The sequence below is a fragment of the Lentzea sp. HUAS TT2 genome, assembly GCF_051853195.1.
Lineage (GTDB): Bacteria > Actinomycetota > Actinomycetes > Mycobacteriales > Pseudonocardiaceae > Lentzea.
Genome location: NZ_CP196667.1, coordinates 1,167,727 through 1,190,264, shown reverse-complemented (window position 1 = coordinate 1,190,264; position 22,538 = coordinate 1,167,727). Strand labels below are relative to the sequence as shown.

The following is a 22,538-nucleotide window of genomic DNA, read 5'->3' as shown; positions in this document are numbered from 1 at the left end:
GATCTCGTGGTCGACGACGCTCCAGAGCAGAACGCGCCCGGTGACGAGCCCAGTTCGGACGCTTCGGGAAAACCCGCGAAGCAGAAGAAAAAGGGCAATTTCTGGAAGGAACTGCCGGTACTCATCCTGGTCGCCTTCGGCCTCGCGATCGGCATCCAGATCTTCCTCGGCCGCGTCTACATGATCCCGTCGGAGTCGATGGAGACGACGCTGCACGGGTGCACCGACTGCTACGGCGACCGGGTGCTCGTGGACAAGGTCACCTACCGCTTCACCGACCCGGCGCCGGGCGACGTGATCGTGTTCCGCGGCCCGCCGTCGTGGCAGAACGACTTCATCTCCGACGAGCCGGCGAACCCGATCTCGCAGGGCCTGTCCTGGATCGGGTCGCTGATCGGCCTGCCGTCGGCGAACGAGGAGGACTTCGTCAAGCGCGTGATCGCCGTCGGCGGGCAGACCGTGAAGTGCTGCGACGAGCAGAACCGCGTGACGGTGGACGGCAAGGCGCTCGACGAGCCGTACAAGCACTTCGACGAGGGCACGCCGGCCGAGCAGGAGTCGTTCGAGGAGCTCAAGATCCCCGACGGCATGCTGTTCGTGCTCGGCGACAACCGCAACCACTCGTGCGACTCGCGCTGCCAGGGCCAGGGCGGCCTCAACGGCCTCGTGCCGGTCGCCGACGTGATCGGCAAGGCGCGCGTGATCGTGCTGCCTCCGTCGAGGTGGGGCGGCGTGTCGGACCACGACCCGCAGACCGTGTCGATGGGCGCGCCGGGATGGCAGCAGAACGTTCCGCTGGGGCTCGGTATCGTCGCGGCGTGGCCGCTTCTGCTGCTCGGGCGTCGAGTGCGAGACCGATTCCGCCGATGACCATGCTGATGCCGCCCCGCGCGGTGGTGCGGGGCTCTGCCGGGAACTGGGCGCTGCAGAGCACGCTGGAGCGTCGGGGCCTCGGCCCTGTCGCCGGCGTGGACGAGGCGGGCCGAGGGCCGTGCGCAGGCCCGTTGGTGATCGCCGCGTGCGTCCTCCGACCGGGTGATGCCGCGCGGTTCGAGGGGCTGAACGACTCGAAGCTGATGACCGCGGCCGCACGCGACCGGATGTACGACCAGGTGATCAAGCGTGCGCTGGATCACTCGGTCGTGGTCGTCTCGCCCGCCGACATCGACTGGCTGGGCATCCACGTCATGAACATCGAGGGCATGCGGCGCGCGGTGGCGCAGATGGCGACGCACCCCGGCTACGTCCTGACGGACGGCTTCAAGGTGCCGGGCATGCCCGCGCCGAACGTGGCGGTGCTCAAGGGAGACCAGGCCGCGGCGTGCGTCGCGGCGGCATCGGTGCTGGCCAAGGTCACGCGGGACCGGATCATGGCGGATCTGCATGATCGTCATCCCGAGTACGGGTTCAACGTGCACAAGGGGTACTGCACGCCCGACCACACGGCAGCGTTGATGGAACACGGGCCGTGTGCGGAGCATCGCTGGTCGTATGTAAATGTGGCAGCGGCGGCTGCCAAGCACGGGCTCGCCGCGCCGCACAGGGTGGCGCGCGGCACGACCACGGCGGCCGTGGTCCAGAATGATGCAACCCCGGCTGACGCCGGGGAGCTCGCGACGAGTGAGGGCGCGGAGCAGATGACCCGCGCGGAGGCGTAATGAGTGCAGAGGATCTCGAGAAGTACGAGACCGAGATGGAGCTGTCGCTGTACAAGGAGTACCGCGACATAGTCAGCCAGTTCTCGTTCGTCGTGGAGACCGAACGGCGTTTCTACCTGGCCAACTCGGTGGACGTGCAGGTGCGCAACGCCGACGGCGAGGTGTACTTCGAGGTGCGCATGTCGGACGCGTGGGTGTGGGACATGTACCGCCCCGCGAGGTTCGTCAAGAACGTTCGTGTCATCACGTTCAAGGACGTGAACGTGGAGGAGCTGGACAAGCCGGACCTGCGTTTGCCGGAAAGCGGGCCGTTCCCCACCTAGGCCACTAGCACACCCCACCGACAACTCCGCCGTTTCAAGATCTACAACGGCCGAGTTGTCCACAGCCGCTGAGTTGTCCACAGATTCCCCTCAGCCCGGCCGCCCCACCCGCCCCGCCCTGCAAGGTCGTACCCAACGACCCGCAGGGAGGCGAGGGCAGTGGTGGCACAGGCACTGGTCGAGACCAGGCAGCAGGAGAAGGGGCGCCAGGGCGAGGATCTGGCGTGCAGGTACCTGGAGGGGCAGGGCCTGGTCGTCCTGTCGCGGAACTGGACGTGCCGCGACGGTGAGCTCGACGTCGTGGCCGTGGAGGGCGACCGCCTGGTCGTCTGCGAGGTCAAGACCAGGTCCGGTCCGGTCTGGGGCCGCCCGGACGAGGCGGTCGACGAACGCAAGCTCTCCCGCCTGCGCCGCACAGCCCTGCGCTGGCTGGGCGCGCACGGCGTCGGCTGGTGCAACGTCCGCGTCGACCTGATCTCGGTCACCTGGCCCCCGTCCGGTGAGGCGCACCTGCAGCACCTGCGGGGAGCCTGAGATGGGCTTGGCGCAGGCGTGGTCCGTCGCTCTGTACGGAGTCGACGGCCTAGCGGTGGAGATCGAGGCCGACGTGGGCGTCGGCCAGCCTCGCACCCACCTCCTAGGGCTTCCCGACGCCTCCTTGCACGAGTCGAAGGAGCGCGTGAAGGCCGCTGTCCGCAACAGCGAGGAGGAGTGGCCGAAGCAGCGCATCGTCCTGGGCCTGTCCCCGGCGAACCTGCCCAAGGGCGGCAGCAGCTACGACCTCGCCATCGCCTGCGCCACCCTCGCCGCCGCCGGCTCGATCCCGTGCGAACGCCTGGCTACCACCGCCCTGCTGGGCGAACTGGCCCTGGACGGCCGAGTCCGCGCCATCCGAGGCGTCCTGCCGTCCCTGCTGGCAGCCCGCCGAGCGGGCCTGAAGACAGCGATCGTCCCGGTGGCCACCCTGCCGGAGGCCACCCTGGTAGACGGCATCGAACTCCACGGCGCCCAAACCCTCGCCGAAGTCCTGACGTGGCTACGAGGCGAGCCGATAACACTGCACCCACCACCGCCCCCAACCACTCCACGTCTGCCAAGTGCCCCCGACCTGGCAGACGTGGTGGGCCAACCAGAAGCCCGCTGGGCCCTGGAAGTGGCCGCAGCAGGCGCCCACCACCTACTCCTGACGGGCCCGCCAGGCACTGGCAAGACGATGCTGGCCGAACGCCTACCGGGCCTACTCCCTCCGCTGACCCGCGAAGAGTCTCTGGCAGTGACGGCAGTCCACTCGGTAGCAGGCGTCCTCTCCTCGGACTACCCGCTGGTGGCCAGCCCACCGTTCGTCGACGTCCACCACACGACGTCGATAGCGGCCCTGATAGGCGGCGGCAGCGGAATGGCCAAGCCAGGCGCAGCCTCCAGGGCACACAAGGGAGTCCTCTTCCTGGACGAGGCCTGCGAGTTCGGCCAGAAGACCATCGACGCCCTCCGCACAGCCCTGGAAGAGGGCGAGGTCCGCATCCCACGCCGCGACGGCATAGCCCGCTACCCGGCCCGCTTCCAGCTGATCCTCGCCACCAACCCGTGCCCCTGCGCCCCACCGAAGGAAACGGACTGCATCTGCACGGCAATGGTCCGCCGCCGCTACCAGTCCCGCCTCTCCGGCCCGCTGCTGGACCGCGTCGACCTGAGGGTCCGAATGAGGGCGACCACAGCCATGGCCAACGCCGACGCCACCCCACCAGAACCAACAGCAGTAGTCCGAGCCCGAGTCCTCAAGGCAAGAACCAGAGCCGCCACCCGCTGGTCGTCCCACGGCCACCCCTGGCAAGCCAACGCCTTGGTCCCAGGCCCGTCCCTACGCCGAGAGTTCGCCCTACCAAAACCAACCACGGCCCTCCTGGACCGAGCCCTAGCCCTAGGCGCCCTGACAGGCAGAGGCGCAGACCGTTGCCTACGCGTGGCCTGGACCCTCGCCGACCTGGCAGAAGCCGACACCCCAACCCCAGACCACGTGGCAGCGGCCCTCCAGTTCAGAGAACGCAGAGCCCCCTGACCACACAAGCCGCCGGGCGCGGAGCCCCCAAGCCCCGACTCCGCGCCCGGCCCCACCAAGCGCCCGCCCAACGCGCCACCACCGACGGCCCTGGCTCTCAACCTGCCGGCCCAGCAGCGAACCGCCAGGCAAGGGCTGGCCCCATGCAGCCGGGCGCGGAGTCCCACTCCCACTCCGCGCCCGGCACCCACCACAGAGACGTTCGGACCCCTGTCCCAACCCAGGCGTCCGAACCACCGGGCACAAGCCGCGAGCCTCAACTCGTGCCCGGCCCCGAGCGGGTCGCCCACCCCTCCCCGGCGGGCGACCCGCTCACCCACCGACGAACAAGGAGCCCACTCATGACCTCTCTCCTGATCCCAGCCGCAACCGTCGCAACCTCGTTCAAGACCGCCATGCCAGCTCTCCTGCAACTGCACTGCACAGTCCGAAACGGCACCTCCGGCGCCAGCCCACCAAACCCGTGGCGCCCGGCCCCCTGGCACCGCTGGCTCCCCTGGTGGTGGTTCCGTTGACCGCAACGCCAACCACCCCACCCGCCCCCTCACCAAGCACCATGCCGACCACCCGGCTAGCCGCACTCGCCAACGAACCCAGCACACCTTCTGACGGCGGCCCGGCAACCCCGCTCACCGCCAGGTCAGCCACTTCGCGAACCACCAGACCGGCCGACTCAGCCACCCCTCAAGCCGTCACCCGACCGGCCAGCCACGCCGCCGACCCCGCCCTCATCCGGCCCATCGCCCGACCGGCCGACCAGGCCGTCGACCCGGTCACCACTCAAGCCGCCGACCAGCCCACCGACTCATCTGTCACCCAGGCCACGGACCCAGCCGCCACCCGAGCCGCCGATTCGCCCGCGGCTGAGGCCGCCAGCCCGGTCACTACTCGGGCCGTCGAACCGGCCACCCCGCGAGCCACCACCCGACCTGATGGCCCCGCCACCACCCAGACCACCGACCCAGCCACCACCCGAGCCGCCCAACCGCCCGCGGTCCAGGTCGCCGGCCCGGCCACCACTCGAGCCGTCGAGCCAGCCACCGTCCCACCGAGCACCCAGGCTGCCAACTCAGCCATCGCCCAGACCACCCGAGCGGCCAACCCGGCCACCGCGCGAGCCACCACCCAGACCACCGACCCGGGCACCACTCAAGCCGCCGAACCGCCTGCGGCCCATGCCGCCAGCCCGGCCACAACTCGAGCTGTCGAGCCGGCCACAGCCCCACCGAGCACCCGCGCCACCGACGCCATCCGCCTAGCAAGGGCCTACCTGTCCCGCGTCGCCGAGCCCTACCCGGCGGACCTCGCGGCTCTGGTCGCCGAAGTCGGTCCGATCGAAGCCGCAGAACGCGTCCGAACCGGCGAAATTTCGCCAACCGTGGCCAGCCAGACATCCGCACGGCGAGCGGAGGAGCACGCCCAGGCGGACCTCGACCTCATCGCGGAGCGTGGCGGCCGGCTGGTCATCCCCGAAGACGAGGAGTGGCCGCGATGGCCGTTGCTCGCACTGGAGAACATCTCCGGCCACCGGTGCGGTGGCGAGCCGCTCGCGTTGTGGGTGCGCGGGCCGCATTTCCTGGCCGACGCGGTGGACAAGGCTGTCGCCGTAGTCGGGTCGCGGGCCTCCAGCGGGTACGGCGAGCACGTTGCCGGCGAGTTCGCCTACGGGTTGGCGTCGGCGGGCATGACGGTTGTTTCCGGTGCCGCGTACGGGATTGATGGCGCCGCCCACCGAGGTGCGCTCAGCGCCGAAGGACTGACGATCGCGGTGCTCGCGTGCGGGGCGGACCAGGCCTATCCCGGCGGGCATCAGGGGTTGCTCGCCAAGATCGCAAGGGAAGGCCTGATCGTCAGCGAGTACCCGCCCCGCGTGATGCCCGCGCGGCATCGTTTCCTCACTCGCAACAGGCTCATCGCCGCGCTGGGTGGCGGCACCGTCGTCGTGGAGGCCGGGCGGCGCAGCGGAGCCAAGAACACGGCTGCGATCACGCTCGCGCTGGGGCGGCCGTTGATGGTGGTGCCCGGGCCCGTCACGTCGGCGAGTTCTGTTGGCTGCCACGAGTTGTTGCGGGACGGACGGGCGGTGTCGGTGAGTTCGGTCGCCGAGATCGTGGAGTCGGTGGGGCGGTTCGGGGACGACCTCGCCACCGAACCCGCCGAGAAGGAGAGCGACCTCGGCGCGCCGCAGGGGGAGGCCATGCGGGTGTACGAGGCCCTCGGGAAGCGGAGTGGCGTCAGCGACGAGGTCGTGTCGGTCGAGTCCGGGGTGCCGTTGGAGCGGGTGCGGGCGTTGTTGCCCGAGCTGGAACTCGCTGGGCTGGCGCTTCAGGTCGACGAGGGCTGGCAGAAGCTGGAGATGAGGTGAGGAGAGTCCACTGTGGACGGATGTCTCACCGAGTGCGCAGGTAGCGCGGGACTGCGAGCGCGGCCACGACGACCACTGCGGTGAGGATCGACCAGAACGTGAGACCGAAGTCCGTCGCGACCGTCACCGCCACGTCGGACTGCTGCGTCGACGACTGGCAGATCGGCAGGTTCCTGGCCTCCTCGGTCGGACAGCCGAGGTAGACGCCACGAAGTCTGGCTGACCAGGTCCACAAGACCGTGAACAGCCAGCCGCCAGCCAAGCAGGCACTAGGCACGGCATACGTGAGGAAGGAGGGCATGCGGGAAGCGCCGGGGTCGGTGCGGCGCCATGACGCGGCCAGGGCGTCGAGCCACCAGCACAGGCCCGAAGTGCCGACAACCAGGGCGAGGAGAACGGATGGTGCGATCGGGATGCCGATCGGAGCCTGGTCGAAGATCCGGGTGTAGAGCGGCAGGTGGCTGCCGATCACCAGGCCGGAGAGCAGCGCGGCGGCGGTGAGCAGGGGGCGCAAGCGGTTGCGGTCTTCCTGCCAGGCGCCGCGCCACAGGTAGAAGGCCGCGAACAGCGTCAGCGGGATGCCGATCGCCACGCCGGTGATGATCGGGGTGTTCCTGTCCTGGGTGTCGCCGCTGAGCAGCAGATCCTGCAACGTGACGAAGGCCGCGCCCGCTGCCGCGGCGCCCAGGAGCACCTGGCCGATCGGTGAGGCCAGCAGGCGCAGTGGGTTCGTCAGGGCTTGGGAGCGTTCGTCGGCGCCGGGGTGATGGCGCAGCCAGGTGCGGACCACCGAGCGGGTCTGGTCGGTCTCGTGTGCTTTGACGGCTGCCAGGAGGCCTTCCACGCCGAACTCGGCCGCGTGCAGGTCGGCGGCGTGTTCACGGGCGCGCAGGAAGGCGCGCGCGATCAGTTCGGTGACGAGGGTCAGTGCGGCCAGGCGCAGTGTGCTCACGAGGAAGGAGGTGACGTCGCCGCGGTCGAGCAGGACATCCAGCCACAGCACCAGCAGGGCGAAGAAGCCGGTGGAGAGGTTGGCGAACCGCAGGACGGTGGCCAGTTGGTACCACCAGAGGTCGCCTGCGTGCACGTGTGCGAGTTCGTGGCGCACCACGGCGTCGAACACGGCTTTGCGTTCGCCGGGCATCGAGTGCAGCGCCAGGATCTCCGGTCCCAGGACGACGATCGGCTTGCGCGGCGGGCCGGTGACGTAGGCGCGGCTGCCCAGGTGTTGGCCGAGGCGTACATCCACGTGGCGCGGCGGGCTCACCTGCCGCACCAACTCCGCCACGGCCTTGCCGGCCTCGCGGAGGCCGGTTTCGGCGAGTGGTGTGGAGCGGCGGATGCGGACGGCGGTGTAGAGGCCGTAGACCGCGAGGCCAGGGGTCAGGAGCATCTGGAGCTTCTGCAGGTAGGCGCCTGCGCCACCCTGTTCGAGGCCGGACAGCCAGTTCGCGACGAAGAAGACGTTGAGCAGCACTGTCGCCGCCAGGAGGAGAAGCAGAAGGACCATCTCGGACGGTAATGCCCTGGGGTTGACCTGCAGCTTCTCTTCGGTCATGCGGAGGTGTCACCGGCCTCGCGTCTGGTGTCGCCGTCGAGGTCCGGGTTGTTGTCGCGTAATACGAGGGCGGTGACGACGGCGTCCGCGAGCGCGTCGGCCTTCTGTTGGTCCATGCCGAGCGAGAGAGCGCGCTCAAGAGCGATCTGACGCACTTCGGTGAGTTGAGTGGTGGTCAGCGGCGTGGGCGGCAGTTCGAGTGGTGCGACGGGCTTGCCGCGGAGCTTTCGCCACGCTTTGCGCACGGCGTTCGAGGTGCCGTCGGTGATCGCTTTGCCGACGTTGTCAGAGACGGCGCTGATCACGCTGCCGGACACGAGGGCGATCACCGGGGTCGCCATCGCGATGACGTCGCCCAGGCCGAAGCCCAGCGGGTCGTCGGCTGCCTGGCGCAGGCGGCGTTCTGCCTGCTTGGGGCTCTCCAGATAGGGGGCGGCGACGATGTCGAACGAGGACAGTTCCTCGGGGGCGATCTTGCGCACGACTCGGCGCGCGAGCTCGTCGGCTGTTCGGACGGTGGTGCTGGCTGCCATCGCTACTCCGAAAGGTGATCTGTGCGTGCGGCCAAACCCCTGCTCGTCACAGGGAGTTGAAACGTTATCGTGTTCCCGATCATGAGAGCGCTCTCAAATGGGGCGAGGGTGTGGCGATACTTGACCAAACGCCCCGACTGGCGCAGCGTCTTGGCCTATGTCCCCGCCGCCGCATGGTCGGACACGTCGTGTCGATCTCGTTCGCCTGCGCGAAAAACTGCCGGCGAACGTTGCAGACGTGTTGCGGCACTACGAACGGCACCTGATGTTGGAGCGTGATCTGTCGCCGCACACGGTGCGCGCTTACATCGGTGACGCGGTGGCATTGCTTGGACATGTCGCGGGGAATATTCCGGAAAACGCAGATGTCCAGCGCATTGACCTGACCAATTTGCGGTCATGGCTTGCTGCGCAACGCACTGCCGGTGCGAGTCGCACGACACTCGCGCGGCGTGCCGCGGCTGCACGCGCGTTCACGGCGTGGGCGCACCGAGCAGGGCATCTGGCCTCGGATCCGGGGCCTCGGCTCGCTGCTCCGCGGCCGCATCGGACGCTGCCGTCAGTGCTGCGCGAGGACCAGGCGAAAGACGCGTTGAGCGCCGTATCCTCTGGCGCGTCCCAAGGCGATCCGGTTGCGCTGCGTGATCAGGCCGTGGTGGAGTTGCTGTACGCCACAGGTATCCGCGTGGCCGAACTCTGTGGTCTTGATCTCGACGACGTGGACTACTCCCTAAGGGTGATTCGAGTTCTGGGCAAAGGTGGACGCGAGCGCACCACGCCGTTCGGCGTACCCGCCGAACGAGCGCTGCGGCGATGGGTGGACGAGGGGCGAAACGCCCTGGTAGCACCGGATTCGCCGCCGGCGGTGTTCCTCGGTGCCCGCGGCGGCCGGCTTAACCAGCGGGCCGTTCGCACGCTGGTTCACGAGGTCGTCGCCGTGGTACCGGACGCGCCCGACATCGGGCCGCACGGGTTGCGCCACTCCGCTGCGACCCATTTGCTGGAAGGAGGAGCGGACCTGCGCACCGTCCAAGAACTGCTTGGTCACGCTACGCTCGCAACGACTCAGCTTTACACACACGTCACTGTCGAACGGCTGAAGGCGATCCATGACCGAACCCACCCCCGTTCCTGACGCCGCAGGGGGAGGATCGCGTACGGCGACCGTGCCCCCTGAACCCGTCCTGCCCGCACCAGTGTCGAAGCAGGCGAGCAACGGGCACCGTCAGAACGGCGCGCCACGCACCGAGGCGACCCCCGAGCCCGGTGCCAACACGCATGTCAACGGCACGCCCGCGGCCGTTCCGACTGCGGTGACGCGCACGGACGTGCGTTCCGGTGACGACGTCGAAGCCGGCATCGTCGCCCTGTGGCGCAGCTACGGCGAGTCCCGTGACCAGAGCCAGCGCGACCGCCTGGTGCTGCACTACGCGCCGCTGGTCAAGTACGTCGCCGGCCGCGTCGGCACCGGCCTGCCCGCGCACGTGGACGTGGCCGATCTGATCCAGTCCGGCATCTTCGGCCTGGTCGACGCGATCGAGAAGTTCGAGCCGGAACGCGGCCTCAAGTTCGAGACCTACGCCATGCAGCGCATCCGCGGCGCGATCCTCGACGACCTGCGCTCCCAGGACTGGGTGCCGCGCTCGGTCCGCAGCCGTGCCCGCGACGTCGAACGAGCCCTGGAGCGCCTCGGCGCCAAGCTGCAGCGCACGCCCACCGACCGCGAGCTCGCCGCAGAGCTCAAGATCGGCCTGGCAGAGCTGCGTGAGCTCTACGGCCAGCTCCAGCTCACCAGCGTCGTCGCGCTCGACGAGCTGATCGCCCCGAACAAGGGCGGCTCCTCCCTGGCGGAGTCGCTGCCCGACGACGCCGCGGAAGACCCGGTGGCGAGCCTTGTCGACCAGGACAGCCGCCGTCAGCTGGCCGACGCGATCGCCCAGCTGGCAGAACGCGACCGCGTGGTCGTGACCCTCTACTACTTCGAGAACCTGACCCTCGCCGAGATCGGCAAGGTCCTCGGCGTGACCGAGTCCAGGGTCTGCCAGCTGCACACCCGCGCCGTCCTGCGCCTGCGCACCAAGCTCAACGAGCAGTCCGAGGCCTGACCGCACCTCGGTCAACCCCCGCAGCCTGGCGCGCGCCGGGCTGTCGAACGCGCGTACCGGACCGCAGGACAGCCGTACCGGGAAGCCGCGTGAACCTCACAAAAGGTGGCTTAACACCCCTTTCCGCCCCTTGCCAGGGCTAATTCACTCGAACGGGTGGCACTTGGGCCTGCTCCAAGTACGCCGCGTGCCCGCTCGGGCATCGCGCCGAACGCCGGAACCGGGGAAACGGGCGGCCGATGGGCAGATGCGTAGAACGCCGATCATGCTCCGAAACGGGTAGGGCCGCCGTCGTGCGGCCTGTGACCGCCTGTACCGCAAGGTGGGCAGTTCGCGATCGGCGCGCTTCGACCGCCGGACGGACGAACAGGCAGATCCGGGAACCGGGCGCCTGGCAAACACAGACGCGGAGAGTCGGGCACCCAGCGCCTCCGGCTGTCGGGCCAGAGAACACGCGCCTGGCGTCGGTCGATGGAACACGTACGTCCGATGTCGGGTGATTGGCGAACCCATGTCGGAGGTCGGGCGGTTGGCGAACCCGCGGTCCTGGGGTGGGCGGCTGGGGAAGCTCGCGGTCCCAGGGCCGTGCGGTCGGCGAGTCCGCGCCAGGTCGAGCGGCTGTTGAACTCGCGCGTTGGGGCTTGGGCGACTGGCAAATCCTCGTGGGGCTCGGGCAGCTCGCGGACCGGCGCCGGGGCTCGAGCAACTGGCGAACCGCGCCGGGGTCGAACGGCCGCTCAACCCGCTGGGGGTCGGACAGCCGCTGAACCCGCGATCCGGGTGCCCGGCGGCTGGGGGCCATCGACCTGGCGGCGGGCGACAACGTTGACTGGCGTCTGGGCGGGGGACGCGGGCGTGCATTGATGGGCGTGCTGGCGGTTTGTGCCGGCGGGGCTGGACCTCGCCGGTGTCGCGGCCGTTGTGGGCGGCTTGGCGCGAGAGCGTCCAACGCGGCCTCGGAGTCGCCGTGGAGTCGCGGCGCTGGGAGGGCGTGCTGCCCAGTTGTTCGCCGTCCCTGCGGCGAGCGGGCCGGCTGGGCGTCAGTGCGGGACATCGGGCTCCTGGGTGTGGTCGGCGGCTGCGGGAGTACGTGGCCAGCGGTTGCGGGCCAGGCGAGGCGTGCAGGTGGGCCGGGAGGCGGGGAGGTGAGCGGGGTTGCCGCCTCCCGGCACCTGGCGGGCGCTTGCGGCGTGTCGGGGTGTGCCGCTGGTCAGCCGCCGGAGAACGGCGGGAAGCGCCCGATCGGAGCGCCGTGCGGGCGTGCCGCGCGGCGCAGGTCGGTCAGCCGCCGCGGGCGGGAGCGGGGAGCGGCAGCAGGCGGACTCGGCCCGCGCTGAGCAGGCGGAGCGGGTCCAGGTAGGCGGTGTCGCGGCGGGCGCCCCAGTGCAGGCAGGCCGACGGGCAGTGACCTGGTTGCAGGTGGCCGATCACCTCCCCGCGGCGCACCGGGCGCCCGGCGGTGACGGTGGGGGCGATCGGTTCGTAGGTGGTGCGCAGGCCCGCGCGGTGTTGGAGCGACACCAGGGTCCTTGCCGCCACCGCCCCTGCGAAGACGACTGTCGCGTCACCCGAGGCCAGGACCGGGGTGCCGGCGGGTGCGGAGAGGTCTACGCCGCGGTGGCCGGGGCCGAACGGCGAGGCCGGGGCCTCGAAGGCGCGCACCACCGCGTGCGGCGGGGGCAGGGGCCATGCGAAGCGCTCCGGTGGCGGGGCCAGCAGCGTCGTGAGCAGCAGGGCGGTGGGGAGGAGGGGCATGGGTCAACGGTCGGGGAAGGGCCACCCCGGGACCAGCGGGTATTGGGAAACTGTGGACAACTCGCCGGTTGTGGACAACTACGCCCTGCGAGGTAGGGGCGATTCGAAGTTTGTCGGGGATGGGGAGTAGACTTTTGGGCGCGTCCCGTCTGTGCGCGGGACGACTTCGCGTGCCAACGCAGATCCGACCGGCTGATCCCAGCAGGGTCGAGTCACGACGTCCGACGGTCCTGACGGAGCAGAGATGCCCGGCGGGTGCGGACGGCGGCTTCGGCACCAGGGCCGATGGTCGAACCCGACCGGAAGCGAAAACCGAACTGACGCGCAAAGGTGAGACCTCGCGCGTCCCTACAGATGAGGTGCGAACCGGCCATGGCCGTCGTAACCATGAAGCAGCTGCTTGACAGCGGCGTGCACTTCGGGCACCAGACCCGACGCTGGAACCCGAAGATGAAGCGCTACATCCTCACTGAGCGCAACGGCATCTACATCATCGACCTGCAGCAGACGCTGACCTACATCGACCGGGCTTACGAGTTCGTGAAGGAAACGGTCGCGCACGGCGGGTCGATCCTGTTCATCGGCACGAAGAAGCAGGCGCAGGAGGCCATCGCCAACGAGGCCCTCCGCGTCGGCATGCCCTACGTGAACCAGCGCTGGCTGGGCGGCATGCTCACCAACTTCTCGACGGTCCACAAGAGGCTTCAGCGCCTCAAGGAGCTCGAGTCGATGGAGCAGACCGGCGGTTTCCAGGGTTTCACCAAGAAGGAAATCCTGATGATGAACCGTGAGAAGGACAAGCTGGAGCGCACGCTCGGCGGTATCCGCGACATGTCCAAGGTGCCCAGCGCCGTGTGGATCGTGGACACCAAGAAGGAGCACATCGCGGTCGGCGAGGCTCGCAAGCTGAACATCCCGATCGTCGCGATCCTCGACACCAACTGCGACCCGGACGAGGTCGAGTTCCCGATCCCGGGCAACGACGACGCGATCCGTTCCGCGGCTCTGCTGACCAAGGTCGTGGCCGAGGCCGCCGCCGCCGGTCTCATGCAGCGCTCCGGTGCCCGCCGCGACGCCGCCGAGGGCCAGGACAAGCCCGAGGTCGCCGCTGACGAGCCGCTGGCGGAGTGGGAGCAGGAGCTCCTCACCACCAACACGGCCCCCGCGACTGAGGCCCCGGCTCCGGCCGAGCAGCCCGTCCAGTCCTGATTTCCCCCACGAGGTGCCCGCAACAAGCGGGCACCTCGTGACCTAAGCGCGTACATCGCAGAAGGAAAACGATGGCGAACTACACCACCGCGGACGTCAAGAAGCTCCGCGAGCTGACCGCCGCCGGCATGATGGACTGCAAGAAGGCGCTGGACGAGGCTGACGGCGACTTCGACAAGGCCGTCGAGATCCTGCGCATCAAGGGCGCCAAGGACGTCGGCAAGCGCGCTGAGCGCACCACGTCCAACGGCCTCGTCGCCGTCAAGGACGGCGCGATGATCGAGCTGCGCTGCGAGACCGACTTCGTGGCCAAGAACGCCGACTTCATCGCCCTGGCCGACGACATCGTCGCGCTCGCCAAGGCCAACAAGGTCGCCGACGTCGACGCCCTCAAGGCCGTCGAGGTCGACGGCAAGACCGTGGACGCGCTGGTCCAGGAGTTCTCCGCCAAGATCGGCGAGAAGCTCGAGCTGGCGAAGGCCGTCGACTACGACGGCACCGTCTCGGTCTACCTGCACAAGCGCGCTGCGGACCTGCCGCCCGCCGTCGGCGTCCTGGTCGAGTACACCGGCGACAACGCCGAGGTCGCCAAGGGCACCGCGATGCAGATCGCCGCGATGCGCCCGAAGTTCGTCACCCGTGACGAGGTTCCCGAGGAGCTCGTCGCCAACGAGCGTCGCATCGCCGAGGAGACCGCTCGCGAGGAGGGCAAGCCCGAGGGTGCGCTCCCCAAGATCGTCGAGGGTCGCGTCAACGGCTTCTTCAAGGATGTCGTGCTCACCGAGCAGGCTTCCGTGACGGACAGCAAGAAGACGGTCAAGGCTCTTCTGGACGAGGCCGGCGTGACGGTTACCCGTTTCGCTCGGTTCGAGGTCGGCCAGAGCTGATTCGCATGAGGGCGGGGTTGCAGGTACCAGCGACCCCGCCCTTGGCGTGTCCACAGAAGTTTCCAGGCCAAAAGCGCGAGGAGAGGACCTGTGAGCGAAGAAGGTAGCCACGGCTACAACCGGGTGATGCTCAAGCTCGGTGGCGAGATGTTCGGCGGCGGTGGCGTCGGCGTTGATCCCGACGTCGTCCAGACAGTCGCCAAGCAGATCGCGGCCGTCCACAAGTCCGGCGTGCAGGTGGCCGTCGTGATCGGTGGTGGCAACTTCTTCCGCGGGTCCGAGCTCCAGCAGCGCGGGATGGACCGTTCGCGCGCCGACTACATGGGCATGCTCGGCACGGTCATGAACTGCCTGGCGCTGCAGGACTTCCTCGAGCGTGAGCACGGCATCGACACGCGCGTGCAGACCTCCATCCAGATGACGCAGGTCGCCGAGTCGTACATCCCTCGCCGCGCGATGCGCCACCTCGAGAAGGAACGCGTCGTGATCTTCGGCGGCGGCGCCGGCCTGCCGTACTTCTCCACGGACACCACGGCCGCCCAGCGCGCGCTGGAGATCGGCTGCGAGATCGTCCTGATGGCCAAGGCCGTCGACGGTGTCTACACGGCCGACCCCAAGATCGACCCGGACGCGTTGATGTTCGACAACATCACCCACCGCGAGGTGCTGGAGCGCGGCCTGAACGTCGCCGACGCGACGGCCTTCAGCCTCTGCATGGACAACAACATGCCGATACTCGTCTTCAACCTCCTCACCGAGGGGAACATCGCGCGCGCGGTGCGTGGTGAGAAGATCGGCACTCTGGTCAGCACCCCCGGTGGCCGCCCGGCCTTCTAGACCTGGTGGGATCTCTCCAGGACCGGGAATTGGGCACGAAAACGCAGAGCAAGGAGCAGTCGTGATCGACGAGACCCTCCTCGACGCCGAGGAGAAGATGGAAAAGGCGGTTTCGGTGGCGAAGGAGAACCTCTCCTCCGTCCGAACCGGTCGTGCGACTCCCTCGATGTTCAACCGCATCCACATTGACTACTACGGCTCGATGACGCCGCTGAACCAGATGGCGAGCATCACCGTTCCCGAGGCGCGCATGGCGGTCGTCAAGCCGTACGACGCGGGCCAGCTCAACGCCATCGAGAAGGCGATCAGGGACTCCGACCTGGGCGTCAACCCGAGCAACGACGGCTCGATCATCCGCATCGTGATCCCGCAGCTCTCCGAGGAGCGCCGCAGGGACATGGTGAAGGTCGCCAAGTCGAAGGGCGAGGACGCGAAGGTCTCCCTGCGCGGCGTCCGTCGCAAGGCGAAGGAAGAGATCGACAAGCTCGTCAAGGACGGCGAGGTCGGCGAGGACGACGGCGCCCGTGGTGAGAAGGAGCTCGAGGCTCTGACCCACCGCTACGTCGCGCAGGTCGAAGAGCTCGTGAAGCACAAGGAAGCCGAACTCCTCGAAGTCTGATGTTCCACTGATGGTTCGCCCGGCCGAGTCGCCGCAGGCGTGATTGCCCAGGCCGGGCGGAGGTCTTGATGGGAGCACAGGTGGCAGGCGGTCCCGCGGACGTCCCCACGTCGAAGCCGTCGCGCGCGGGTCGTGACCTGCGGGCGGCGATCCTGGTCGGGGTCGGCCTCGGCGCGATGATCATCGCGTCGCTGCTGACCGTCAAGGAGACCTTCATCGGCATCGTCGCGGCCGCCGCGGCGGTGTCGACGTGGGAGATGGCGAACGCCTTCCGCAAGAGCGGCATCAACGTCGCCCTGTGGCCCGCGTTGATCGGTGGTCAGGCGATCATCTGGCTGTCGTGGCCGCTGGAGCGCTCCGGCATGATGACCGCGTTCGTGGTCACCGTGCTGGTGTGCATGATCTGGCGGTTCCGCGGCGGCTCTGACGGCTATCTGCGCGACCTCAGCGCATCGGTGTTGACCGTCGCGTACGTGCCGTTGTTCGCGGCGTTCGCGGCCATGCTCGTCGTTCCTGAGGACGGCGCGGGCCGTGCGTTCGCGTTCATCATCGGTGTCGTGCTGTCCGACGTCGGCGGTTATGCGGCCGGTGTCTTCCTCGGCAAGCACCCGATGGCACCGACGATCAGCCCGAAGAAGTCCTGGGAGGGCTTCGCGGGCTCCCTGACCGCCGGTGTGGTCGGCGGCGCGATCACGGTGACGACGCTGCTCGACGGCCAGTGGTGGCAGGGCGCGCTGTTCGGTGCCGCGCTCGTCGTCACGGCCACGGCGGGCGACCTGGTCGAGTCGCTGATCAAGCGCGACCTGGGCATCAAGGACATGGGCACGCTGCTGCCCGGTCACGGCGGCCTGATGGACCGGATGGATTCGCTCCTCCCGTCCGCCGTCGCCTCCTGGCTGCTGCTGCACCTCTTCGTGCAGTAGTCGCTGTGACGTTTTCCGCGCAACGCCGCAACTAGTGGTTGTGAGAGACCACGAGGTACTGGCGGCGTTCGAGCGGATCTACCGCGCCGACGTCGGCGCGATCACCCGGTTCTTCGCGCGCAGATGCACCGAACCGCAGGTGGTCGCGGACCTGACGGCGGACACGTTCGTCCGTGCCATGACGTCGTACGGCACGTTCGACGCCGGCAAGGGCACGGCGACCAGCTGGCTCTACGGCATCGCCCGCCACACGTTCGCCGCCCATCTCGAACGCTCCGCCCGCACCCGCGACCTGGTGCTCAAGGCGGGCGGCCGGCGTGAGCTCGACGGCGACGAACTGGCCGAGCTGGAAGCCCGCATCGACGCCGAACGGCCCGGCCGCGCGCTGCTGGAACGGCTCGCGGAACTCCCTGAGCTGGAACGGGAAGCCGTCGAACTCGTGCACCTCTGTGGTCTCGCGCCCAAGGAAGCGGCCGAAGCGCTCGGCGTGCCCAAGGGAGCGATGCGCACCAGGTTGTATCGCGCCATGGCACGCCTCCGCGCGGTCGTCAACGACGAGGTGGAGGCACGATGACCAAGTTCGAAGACAATCTCTGGGCCCAGTTGGAGCAGGAACACGGCCCCACACTGGTGAAGAGCGTCCGTACGGCGAAGCGTGGGAACGTCGGCCGGTGGCTGGCCGCGGCAGCGGTGGCGGCGGTGCTGGCGACCGGCGCGGCGGTGGCACCCGGCTACTTCGGCGGCGCGCCACCCGCGTACGCCTTGGTGGACAACCCGGACGGCTCCGTGACTCTGACGATCCGCGAGGTCCAGGCGTTCGATGCGGCGACGGCGGAGCTGCGCGGTCGTGGCATCCGCGCATTCGCGGTGCCGATGCGGGTGGACTGCCCGATGACGGAGTACAGCAAGATGCAGGGGCTTGGCCCGAAGAGGAAGGGTGACGAGACCCGGCCGGTCGAGTGGGACCCGCGCGTCGACATGTACCAGGTGAAGATCTACCGCGATCGGATCCCCGCGGACGCCAAGATCGTCCTCTCCGCGATCGACTTCAATCGCAACGGCATGGAACTCTACATCGGGTTCGTGCGCGGAGAGATGCCGGTGTGCGTGCCCGGAGGTGAGCCACCGCAGCCCATCTCCTCGCTGCTGCCGACGCGCTAGTCGTCGTACGGGTCGTCCACCTCGGTGCGCGGCTCGGCCTCGATCACGCGGGACTGGTCGATCACGGAGAACGCCATTCCCGCGTGGTCCTCGACCACGGTGATGCGTCCGAACGGGGTGTCGTAGGGCTCGACGGTCACCCGGCCGCCGAGCTCCAGCACCCGATAAGCCACCGAGTCGGTGCCGATCTCGGGCGCGGCGTTGAAGTACACCATCCAGTGGGAGCGCTCTCCGTACGGGAACTCGCGCCCCATCTTCTGCCGGCCGATCACCTCGGTGCCCTCGACGGACCACGACGCGTAGTCCAGCCGGTGGCCGTCGCCGATCTGCGTGATGTCGTAGTGGCACAGCTCGCCGAAGAACTCGTCGGCCGCCGCACCGTCACGCGTGTTCAGTTCGGCCCAGGCGTAGGCGCCGTGCCCGCCCATGCCGAACCGCCAGTCCGGCGGCACGTGCCGGAACCCGACGACGGCGCCGGTCGGGTCCTCGATCACCGTGCTCTGCGTGTGGTCGGCGCCGTCCTCGGGGTTGCGCAGCACCGAGCCGCCGAGATGGAACGCCTTCTCCGCGGTAGCGCGTGCATGCGGCGTGACCAGGTACAACCGCCACGCGTCCGGCTCGCCCTGCGGCAGCCCGGCGACGGGAATGCCGTCCACCATCGCCACCGTGTAGCCCGCGTCGTCGGCGTAATGCCACCCGAACAGGCCGGTGTAGAACTCGATCGCGCCCTTGAGGTCGTCGACGGATCTTTCGACCCAGCAAGGACTTCCGGACAGCAACGGCGCGAGCTGGGGCGAGTTGGGAGCGATCGACACTGCCGCCTCCTGCAGGGGGAGAATTGCCATCACGCTACGCCGTAGTTGGACGAATTCGAACGGTCACAGGCAAATGGAGGCCCTACAGTGTCTCCGTGAGGGGATTCGTGCGAGCGGCGCTGAACGCGGTGCGCCCGGCAGATGTCGTGCCCAGTCCGAACATCTGGCACTGGCCCGACGTCTACGAGGTGGAGAACCGCGCGCAGGACGTCCACGGCGCGATTTGGGCGGCGTTAAGCGAAGAATGTCCGTTTAGTGACGCTGATGTCGTGGACATCGGCTGCGGCGACGGATTCCACCTGCCGCTGTTCGCCCGCACCGCGAAGTCCGTGACGGGCGTCGAACCGCACCCGCCCCTGGTCGTCCGGGCCAAGCAGCGGGTGGCTGAGTTGCCGAACGCGCGCGCCGTTTCCGGTCCCGCGCAACGGCTCCCGCTCGACGACGCGTCCGCCGATCTGGTGCACGCGCGCACCGCGTACTTCTTCGGGCCGGGCTGCGAACCGGGACTGCGGGAGGCTGATCGGGTGCTGCGGCCTGGGGGTGCGCTCGCGATCGTGGATCTGGATGGTTCGGCCGATCCGTATGGGCCGTGGCTGCGTTCGGATGAGCCGCGGTACGACCCGGCTGTGGTGGAGAAGTTCTTCGCCGACAACGGGTTTTCGCTTCGGCGGGTTACCGCGGAGTGGCGTTTTGAGACGCGCGAGGATCTGGAAGCCGTGCTGCGCATCGAATTCTCGGCGAAGGTGGCCGAGCGGGCTGTTGCGTCGGTGAGCGGGTTGAGCTTTCCGGTCGGGTATCGGCTGCATGTCCGGCGCAAGCCGAAAGGGCTGATCGTCTGATGGGGCGGGGAGCTTTGATGGGCTCCCCGCCCCATCGGCTCAGTGCTTGGGTTTCGGCGAATGTCCGCCGACGAACCTGGTCCCGTTGTCCGTAGGGGAGTGGGTCGACAACAAGGTCAGCAACCTCAACTGGTCCGAGGTCGGCCACACGATTCTCGACGTGGTCGGCATGATCCCCGTGGTCGGCGAGATCGCGGACGGCATCAACGCGGTCTGGTACCTCGCTGAGGGTGACTACGTGAACGCGGCGCTGTCTGCGGCGGCGTTGGTGCCGTTCGCGGGGGCGGCGGCGACGGGCGCGAAGCTCATCGGCAAGGGCCTGCAGAAGTTCGGTGACGCGGCTGTCGGTGCGGCGGGCTGTGTGCGCGCTCTCAACAGTTTCACCGCTGACACGCCTGTGTTGATGGAGGACGGTTCCACCAAGCCGATTCGGCAGGTCCAGCCCGGTGACAAAGTCCTGGCCACCGATCCGACAACAGGCGAAACAGGGCCTCGCGAAGTCACAGACCTGATCGTCGGCAAGGGCTGGAAGGAACTGGTCAAGATCACCGTCGACGTCGACGGTGACGAGGGCGACCGGATTGATGTCCTGACCGCGACCGGGGGGCACCCGTTCTGGGTCGAGAACCGGGCGGCCTGGCGCGAGGCGGACGAACTCGAGGCGGGCGATGACCTGCGTACCGCTGATGGCTCTTTGGTCGAGGTGGTTGGCACCGCTAGCCGAACCGAGTACCGGCTGGTCTACAACCTGACGGTCGACGGCCTGCACACCTTCTATGTCCTTGTCGGGAACACGTCGGTTCTCGTTCACAATTACGGAGCCGGAGGCGGATCTCCGTGTGGTGCGTTCCAGCTCATGCAGCGCGCCACCGAACTGCAGAAGCAAGCAGGCTGGAGCGGCAACACCTCGGTCGTGCGTGTCCGAAGCCTCACTGGCCAGGTAGACGGGGCTGGGAGGGCGTTGGAGCAGACTTGGGTGGCGAGCAACAAGAAGTACATGCCGACCGGCTGGCGGAAGAATGAGTCACTTCGCCCAAATGAGATCTTCCAAAAAGGCGACGGGCACGCGGAAGAGACCATCATCAACAACTTGTTCAACCCGAACACCGGGGTGCAGGAGTGGGGCATCGTTGAAGGTGGAACCTCAACGGGCATCTGTTGGGGCACTGCTATCCTGACCTGACGGGCAACGGAATTTCCGTTGGTGGCCCTGGTTTCAGGTCGAGCAAGATGAATTCCCCCTGGCGGATGTTCTGGAGTTTGTGATCATGCCTGAGGAACCGTACAGAGGGCTCGCCGCAGCACTCGAAAGCGCTTCTGACTGGGGTTTGACCTTGAGTGCGCTCGGCTGCATCCATCGCGCGTCGGCCGTCCTGGTGGCGGCCGGCGTGGTGGAGGAAGATGTCGCGCCGTTCTCTGCCGGCTCCTTGGTGGAGTTGGGGGAGACGCGTGACGTGGCTGCCGTACTGAGTGCTGTGAGGTCGAAACAGCAGAGTTTGGCGGTCTATGCGGCAGATCCCGAGACGGGTGAGTTGCCAGAGGAGACCGATCGGGCTTCTCTGCTCTCCATGGCATCGGAGTTGGTGCTGAGGGCAACTGGGAGCGGAGAGCGTTCCTCGCTTCAGGAATGGTCGGATTTCTGCAGCTCGCTCGCCGTGGACATCGCGCAGGAGCTGGACTGTATGGAATTGACATCGGTGGCTGAATTCGATTCGAATTCGCCTGCCCCCTACGAGGACGTCCCGTCATTGCCTGCGCAGGAGATCTGGACCCAGCTGGAGATCCTCCGGTTGCTGGACAGTCAGGACGCCGATGTGCTCAGCCGGATAGCAGACCTGTCGGGTGCACTGCGGAGCGCACTCGTGGTCATCGCCGCTGAAGCAGTCTCCGAGGGAGATCGGGATTAGGCTTCGGTTCGTGGAGAAGCGAATCGCAGGCAGGTTGAACCGCCAGGTCGGCGTCGTCGGGCTGGGTTGCTGGCAGCTCGGCGCCGACTGGGGCGAGGTGGACGAGAGCGACGCGCTCGCGTTGCTGCACGCCGCGGCGGACACGGGGGTCGACTTCTTCGACACCGCCGACGTGTACGGCGATGGTCGCAGTGAGACGCTCGTCGGTCGGTTCCTCAAGGAGCGCAAGGACGACGGTGTGTTCGTCGCCACGAAGATGGGGCGGCGGCTGCCGGCGCAGGTCGCCGAGGGGTACAGCCGGGAGAACTTCCTCGCGTGGAACGACCGGAGCCGCCGCAATCTGGGCGTCGACACGTTGGACCTCGTGCAGCTGCACTGTCCGCCCACCGCTGTGTACAGCCGTGACGAGGTGTACGACACCTTGGACGAGATGGTTGAGCAGCAACGGATTGCCGCTTATGGCGTGTCCGTGGAGAAGGTCGAGGAGGCCTTGGAGGCGATCAGGCGTCCGCACGTGGCCAGCGTGCAGATCATCCTGAACGCGTTCCGGCTCAAGCCCCTCGAAGAGGTGCTGCCCCGGGCTGCCGAGGCGGGGGTCGCGATCGTCGCGCGGGTGCCGCTGGCGTCCGGGTTGCTGACCGGGAAGTACGACAAGGCGACGACGTTCGGTGCGGACGATCACCGCAACTACAACCGCAACGGTGAGGCCTTCGACGTAGGCGAGACCTTCTCCGGGGTGCCTTACGAGGTGGGGCTGGAGGCCGTTGAACGGCTTCGGCCGCTGGTGCCGGAAGGGGCCACGATGGCGCAGTTCGCGCTCAGGTGGATCGTGGACCAGTCCGGCGTCACGGTGGTGATTCCCGGTGCTCGCAACGTGGAGCAGGCGCGGGGCAACTCGCAGGCCGCCGCGCTCGAACCGGTGGACGGCAAGGCCGTCGCCGAGGTGTACGACGAGCTGATTCGGCCGCACGTGCACGACCGGTGGTAG

23 protein-coding genes are annotated in these 22,538 nt (G+C 68.3%); 19 read left to right on the top strand and 4 right to left on the bottom strand.

The annotated features are described in order from the left end of the window. Window positions 1-6 precede the first annotated feature (6 nt). The 6 genes from lepB to dprA all read left to right on the top strand — a co-directional run bounded on the left by lepB (window position 7) and on the right by dprA (window position 6,402). Window positions 7-870 carry a signal peptidase I gene (gene lepB / locus ACSHWB_RS05970; protein WP_439661085.1) on the top strand — a complete coding sequence of 288 codons (864 nt, stop codon included), beginning with the start codon at window positions 7-9 and terminating at the stop codon, window positions 868-870. Beyond that, window positions 867-1,658: a ribonuclease HII gene (locus tag ACSHWB_RS05965; protein ID WP_439661084.1), complete on the top strand. Its 792-nt coding sequence runs from the start codon at window positions 867-869 to the stop codon at window positions 1,656-1,658. The genes lepB and ACSHWB_RS05965 overlap by 4 nt, the downstream gene beginning before the upstream one ends. Then, entirely contained in the window at window positions 1,658-1,981 is a 324-nt protein-coding gene (locus ACSHWB_RS05960; RefSeq protein ID WP_030468024.1) for a DUF2469 domain-containing protein, read from the top strand. Before ACSHWB_RS05965 ends, ACSHWB_RS05960 begins: the two co-directional genes overlap by 1 nt. 162 nt (window positions 1,982-2,143) lie before the next feature. Continuing rightward, the gene (locus ACSHWB_RS05955) at window positions 2,144-2,515 is read left to right on the top strand and encodes a YraN family protein (protein WP_439661083.1); all 372 of its coding nucleotides are present in this window, start codon (window positions 2,144-2,146) and stop codon (window positions 2,513-2,515) included. A 1-nt stretch (window position 2,516) separates the two neighbouring features. After that, window positions 2,517-4,037 carry a YifB family Mg chelatase-like AAA ATPase gene (locus ACSHWB_RS05950; protein WP_439661082.1) on the top strand — a complete coding sequence of 507 codons (1,521 nt, stop codon included), beginning with the start codon at window positions 2,517-2,519 and terminating at the stop codon, window positions 4,035-4,037. Window positions 4,038-5,286: 1,249 nt separating this feature from the next. Beyond that, entirely contained in the window at window positions 5,287-6,402 is a 1,116-nt protein-coding gene (gene dprA, locus ACSHWB_RS05945) for a DNA-processing protein DprA (RefSeq protein WP_439664529.1), read from the top strand. Window positions 6,403-6,427: 25 nt separating this feature from the next. Here the strand turns inward: dprA and ACSHWB_RS05940 are convergent, their stop codons facing one another. Both ACSHWB_RS05940 and ACSHWB_RS05935 read right to left on the bottom strand, forming a co-directional pair. After that, window positions 6,428-7,960, bottom strand: coding sequence for a M48 family metalloprotease (locus tag ACSHWB_RS05940; RefSeq protein ID WP_439661081.1), 1,533 nt, complete (start codon window positions 7,958-7,960; stop codon window positions 6,428-6,430). Continuing rightward, window positions 7,957-8,493 (bottom strand): hypothetical protein, encoded by a 537-nt coding sequence (locus tag ACSHWB_RS05935; RefSeq protein ID WP_439661080.1) that lies wholly within the window; start codon window positions 8,491-8,493, stop codon window positions 7,957-7,959. Before ACSHWB_RS05935 ends, ACSHWB_RS05940 begins: the two co-directional genes overlap by 4 nt. 157 nt (window positions 8,494-8,650) lie before the next feature. Between ACSHWB_RS05935 and ACSHWB_RS05930 the strand changes: the two genes are divergently transcribed. Beyond that, a complete protein-coding gene (locus ACSHWB_RS05930; protein WP_439661079.1) occupies window positions 8,651-9,628 on the top strand; it encodes a tyrosine recombinase XerC in 978 nt (325 codons plus the stop codon). Further along, complete coding sequence (locus ACSHWB_RS05925) at window positions 9,603-10,598, top strand: FliA/WhiG family RNA polymerase sigma factor (protein ID WP_439661078.1); 996 nt, start codon at window positions 9,603-9,605, stop codon at window positions 10,596-10,598. Before ACSHWB_RS05930 ends, ACSHWB_RS05925 begins: the two co-directional genes overlap by 26 nt. 1,281 nt (window positions 10,599-11,879) lie before the next feature. Here ACSHWB_RS05925 and ACSHWB_RS05920 read toward each other — a convergent pair. Further along, the gene (locus tag ACSHWB_RS05920; protein WP_439661077.1) at window positions 11,880-12,353 is read right to left on the bottom strand and encodes a M23 family metallopeptidase; all 474 of its coding nucleotides are present in this window, start codon (window positions 12,351-12,353) and stop codon (window positions 11,880-11,882) included. A gap of 372 nt (window positions 12,354-12,725) precedes the next feature. Here ACSHWB_RS05920 and rpsB point away from each other — a divergent pair, with 372 nt between their 5' ends. The 7 genes from rpsB to ACSHWB_RS05885 all read left to right on the top strand — a co-directional run bounded on the left by rpsB (window position 12,726) and on the right by ACSHWB_RS05885 (window position 17,989). Beyond that, window positions 12,726-13,562, top strand: coding sequence for a 30S ribosomal protein S2 (gene rpsB / locus ACSHWB_RS05915; RefSeq protein ID WP_439661076.1), 837 nt, complete (start codon window positions 12,726-12,728; stop codon window positions 13,560-13,562). A gap of 71 nt (window positions 13,563-13,633) precedes the next feature. Next, entirely contained in the window at window positions 13,634-14,449 is an 816-nt protein-coding gene (gene tsf, locus ACSHWB_RS05910) for a translation elongation factor Ts (protein ID WP_439661075.1), read from the top strand. 126 nt (window positions 14,450-14,575) lie between these two features. Next, window positions 14,576-15,286: a UMP kinase gene (pyrH, locus tag ACSHWB_RS05905; RefSeq protein WP_396426237.1), complete on the top strand. Its 711-nt coding sequence runs from the start codon at window positions 14,576-14,578 to the stop codon at window positions 15,284-15,286. A gap of 61 nt (window positions 15,287-15,347) precedes the next feature. Then, window positions 15,348-15,905, top strand: coding sequence for a ribosome recycling factor (gene frr, locus ACSHWB_RS05900; protein ID WP_439661074.1), 558 nt, complete (start codon window positions 15,348-15,350; stop codon window positions 15,903-15,905). A 68-nt stretch (window positions 15,906-15,973) separates the two neighbouring features. Continuing rightward, on the top strand, window positions 15,974-16,828 hold the full coding sequence (locus ACSHWB_RS05895) for a phosphatidate cytidylyltransferase (protein WP_439661073.1): 855 nt from the start codon (window positions 15,974-15,976) through the stop codon (window positions 16,826-16,828). A gap of 40 nt (window positions 16,829-16,868) precedes the next feature. Beyond that, window positions 16,869-17,402 (top strand): RNA polymerase sigma factor, encoded by a 534-nt coding sequence (locus ACSHWB_RS05890; RefSeq protein ID WP_439661072.1) that lies wholly within the window; start codon window positions 16,869-16,871, stop codon window positions 17,400-17,402. After that, the gene (locus tag ACSHWB_RS05885) at window positions 17,399-17,989 is read left to right on the top strand and encodes a hypothetical protein (RefSeq protein WP_439661071.1); all 591 of its coding nucleotides are present in this window, start codon (window positions 17,399-17,401) and stop codon (window positions 17,987-17,989) included. The genes ACSHWB_RS05890 and ACSHWB_RS05885 overlap by 4 nt, the downstream gene beginning before the upstream one ends. Here the strand turns inward: ACSHWB_RS05885 and ACSHWB_RS05880 are convergent. Further along, window positions 17,986-18,804: a VOC family protein gene (locus tag ACSHWB_RS05880; protein WP_439661070.1), complete on the bottom strand. Its 819-nt coding sequence runs from the start codon at window positions 18,802-18,804 to the stop codon at window positions 17,986-17,988. The two genes, ACSHWB_RS05885 and ACSHWB_RS05880, sit on opposite strands and share 4 nt — an antisense overlap. A gap of 95 nt (window positions 18,805-18,899) precedes the next feature. Here ACSHWB_RS05880 and ACSHWB_RS05875 point away from each other — a divergent pair, with 95 nt between their 5' ends. The 4 genes from ACSHWB_RS05875 (at window position 18,900) to ACSHWB_RS05860 (ending at window position 22,538) form a co-directional block, all read left to right on the top strand. Further along, window positions 18,900-19,643: a class I SAM-dependent methyltransferase gene (locus tag ACSHWB_RS05875; protein WP_439661069.1), complete on the top strand. Its 744-nt coding sequence runs from the start codon at window positions 18,900-18,902 to the stop codon at window positions 19,641-19,643. 85 nt (window positions 19,644-19,728) lie between these two features. Continuing rightward, the gene (locus ACSHWB_RS05870) at window positions 19,729-20,826 is read left to right on the top strand and encodes a polymorphic toxin-type HINT domain-containing protein (protein WP_439661068.1); all 1,098 of its coding nucleotides are present in this window, start codon (window positions 19,729-19,731) and stop codon (window positions 20,824-20,826) included. 85 nt (window positions 20,827-20,911) lie between these two features. Next, the gene (locus tag ACSHWB_RS05865) at window positions 20,912-21,550 is read left to right on the top strand and encodes a hypothetical protein (protein WP_439661067.1); all 639 of its coding nucleotides are present in this window, start codon (window positions 20,912-20,914) and stop codon (window positions 21,548-21,550) included. 10 nt (window positions 21,551-21,560) lie between these two features. Then, window positions 21,561-22,538: an aldo/keto reductase gene (locus ACSHWB_RS05860; RefSeq protein ID WP_439661066.1), complete on the top strand. Its 978-nt coding sequence runs from the start codon at window positions 21,561-21,563 to the stop codon at window positions 22,536-22,538.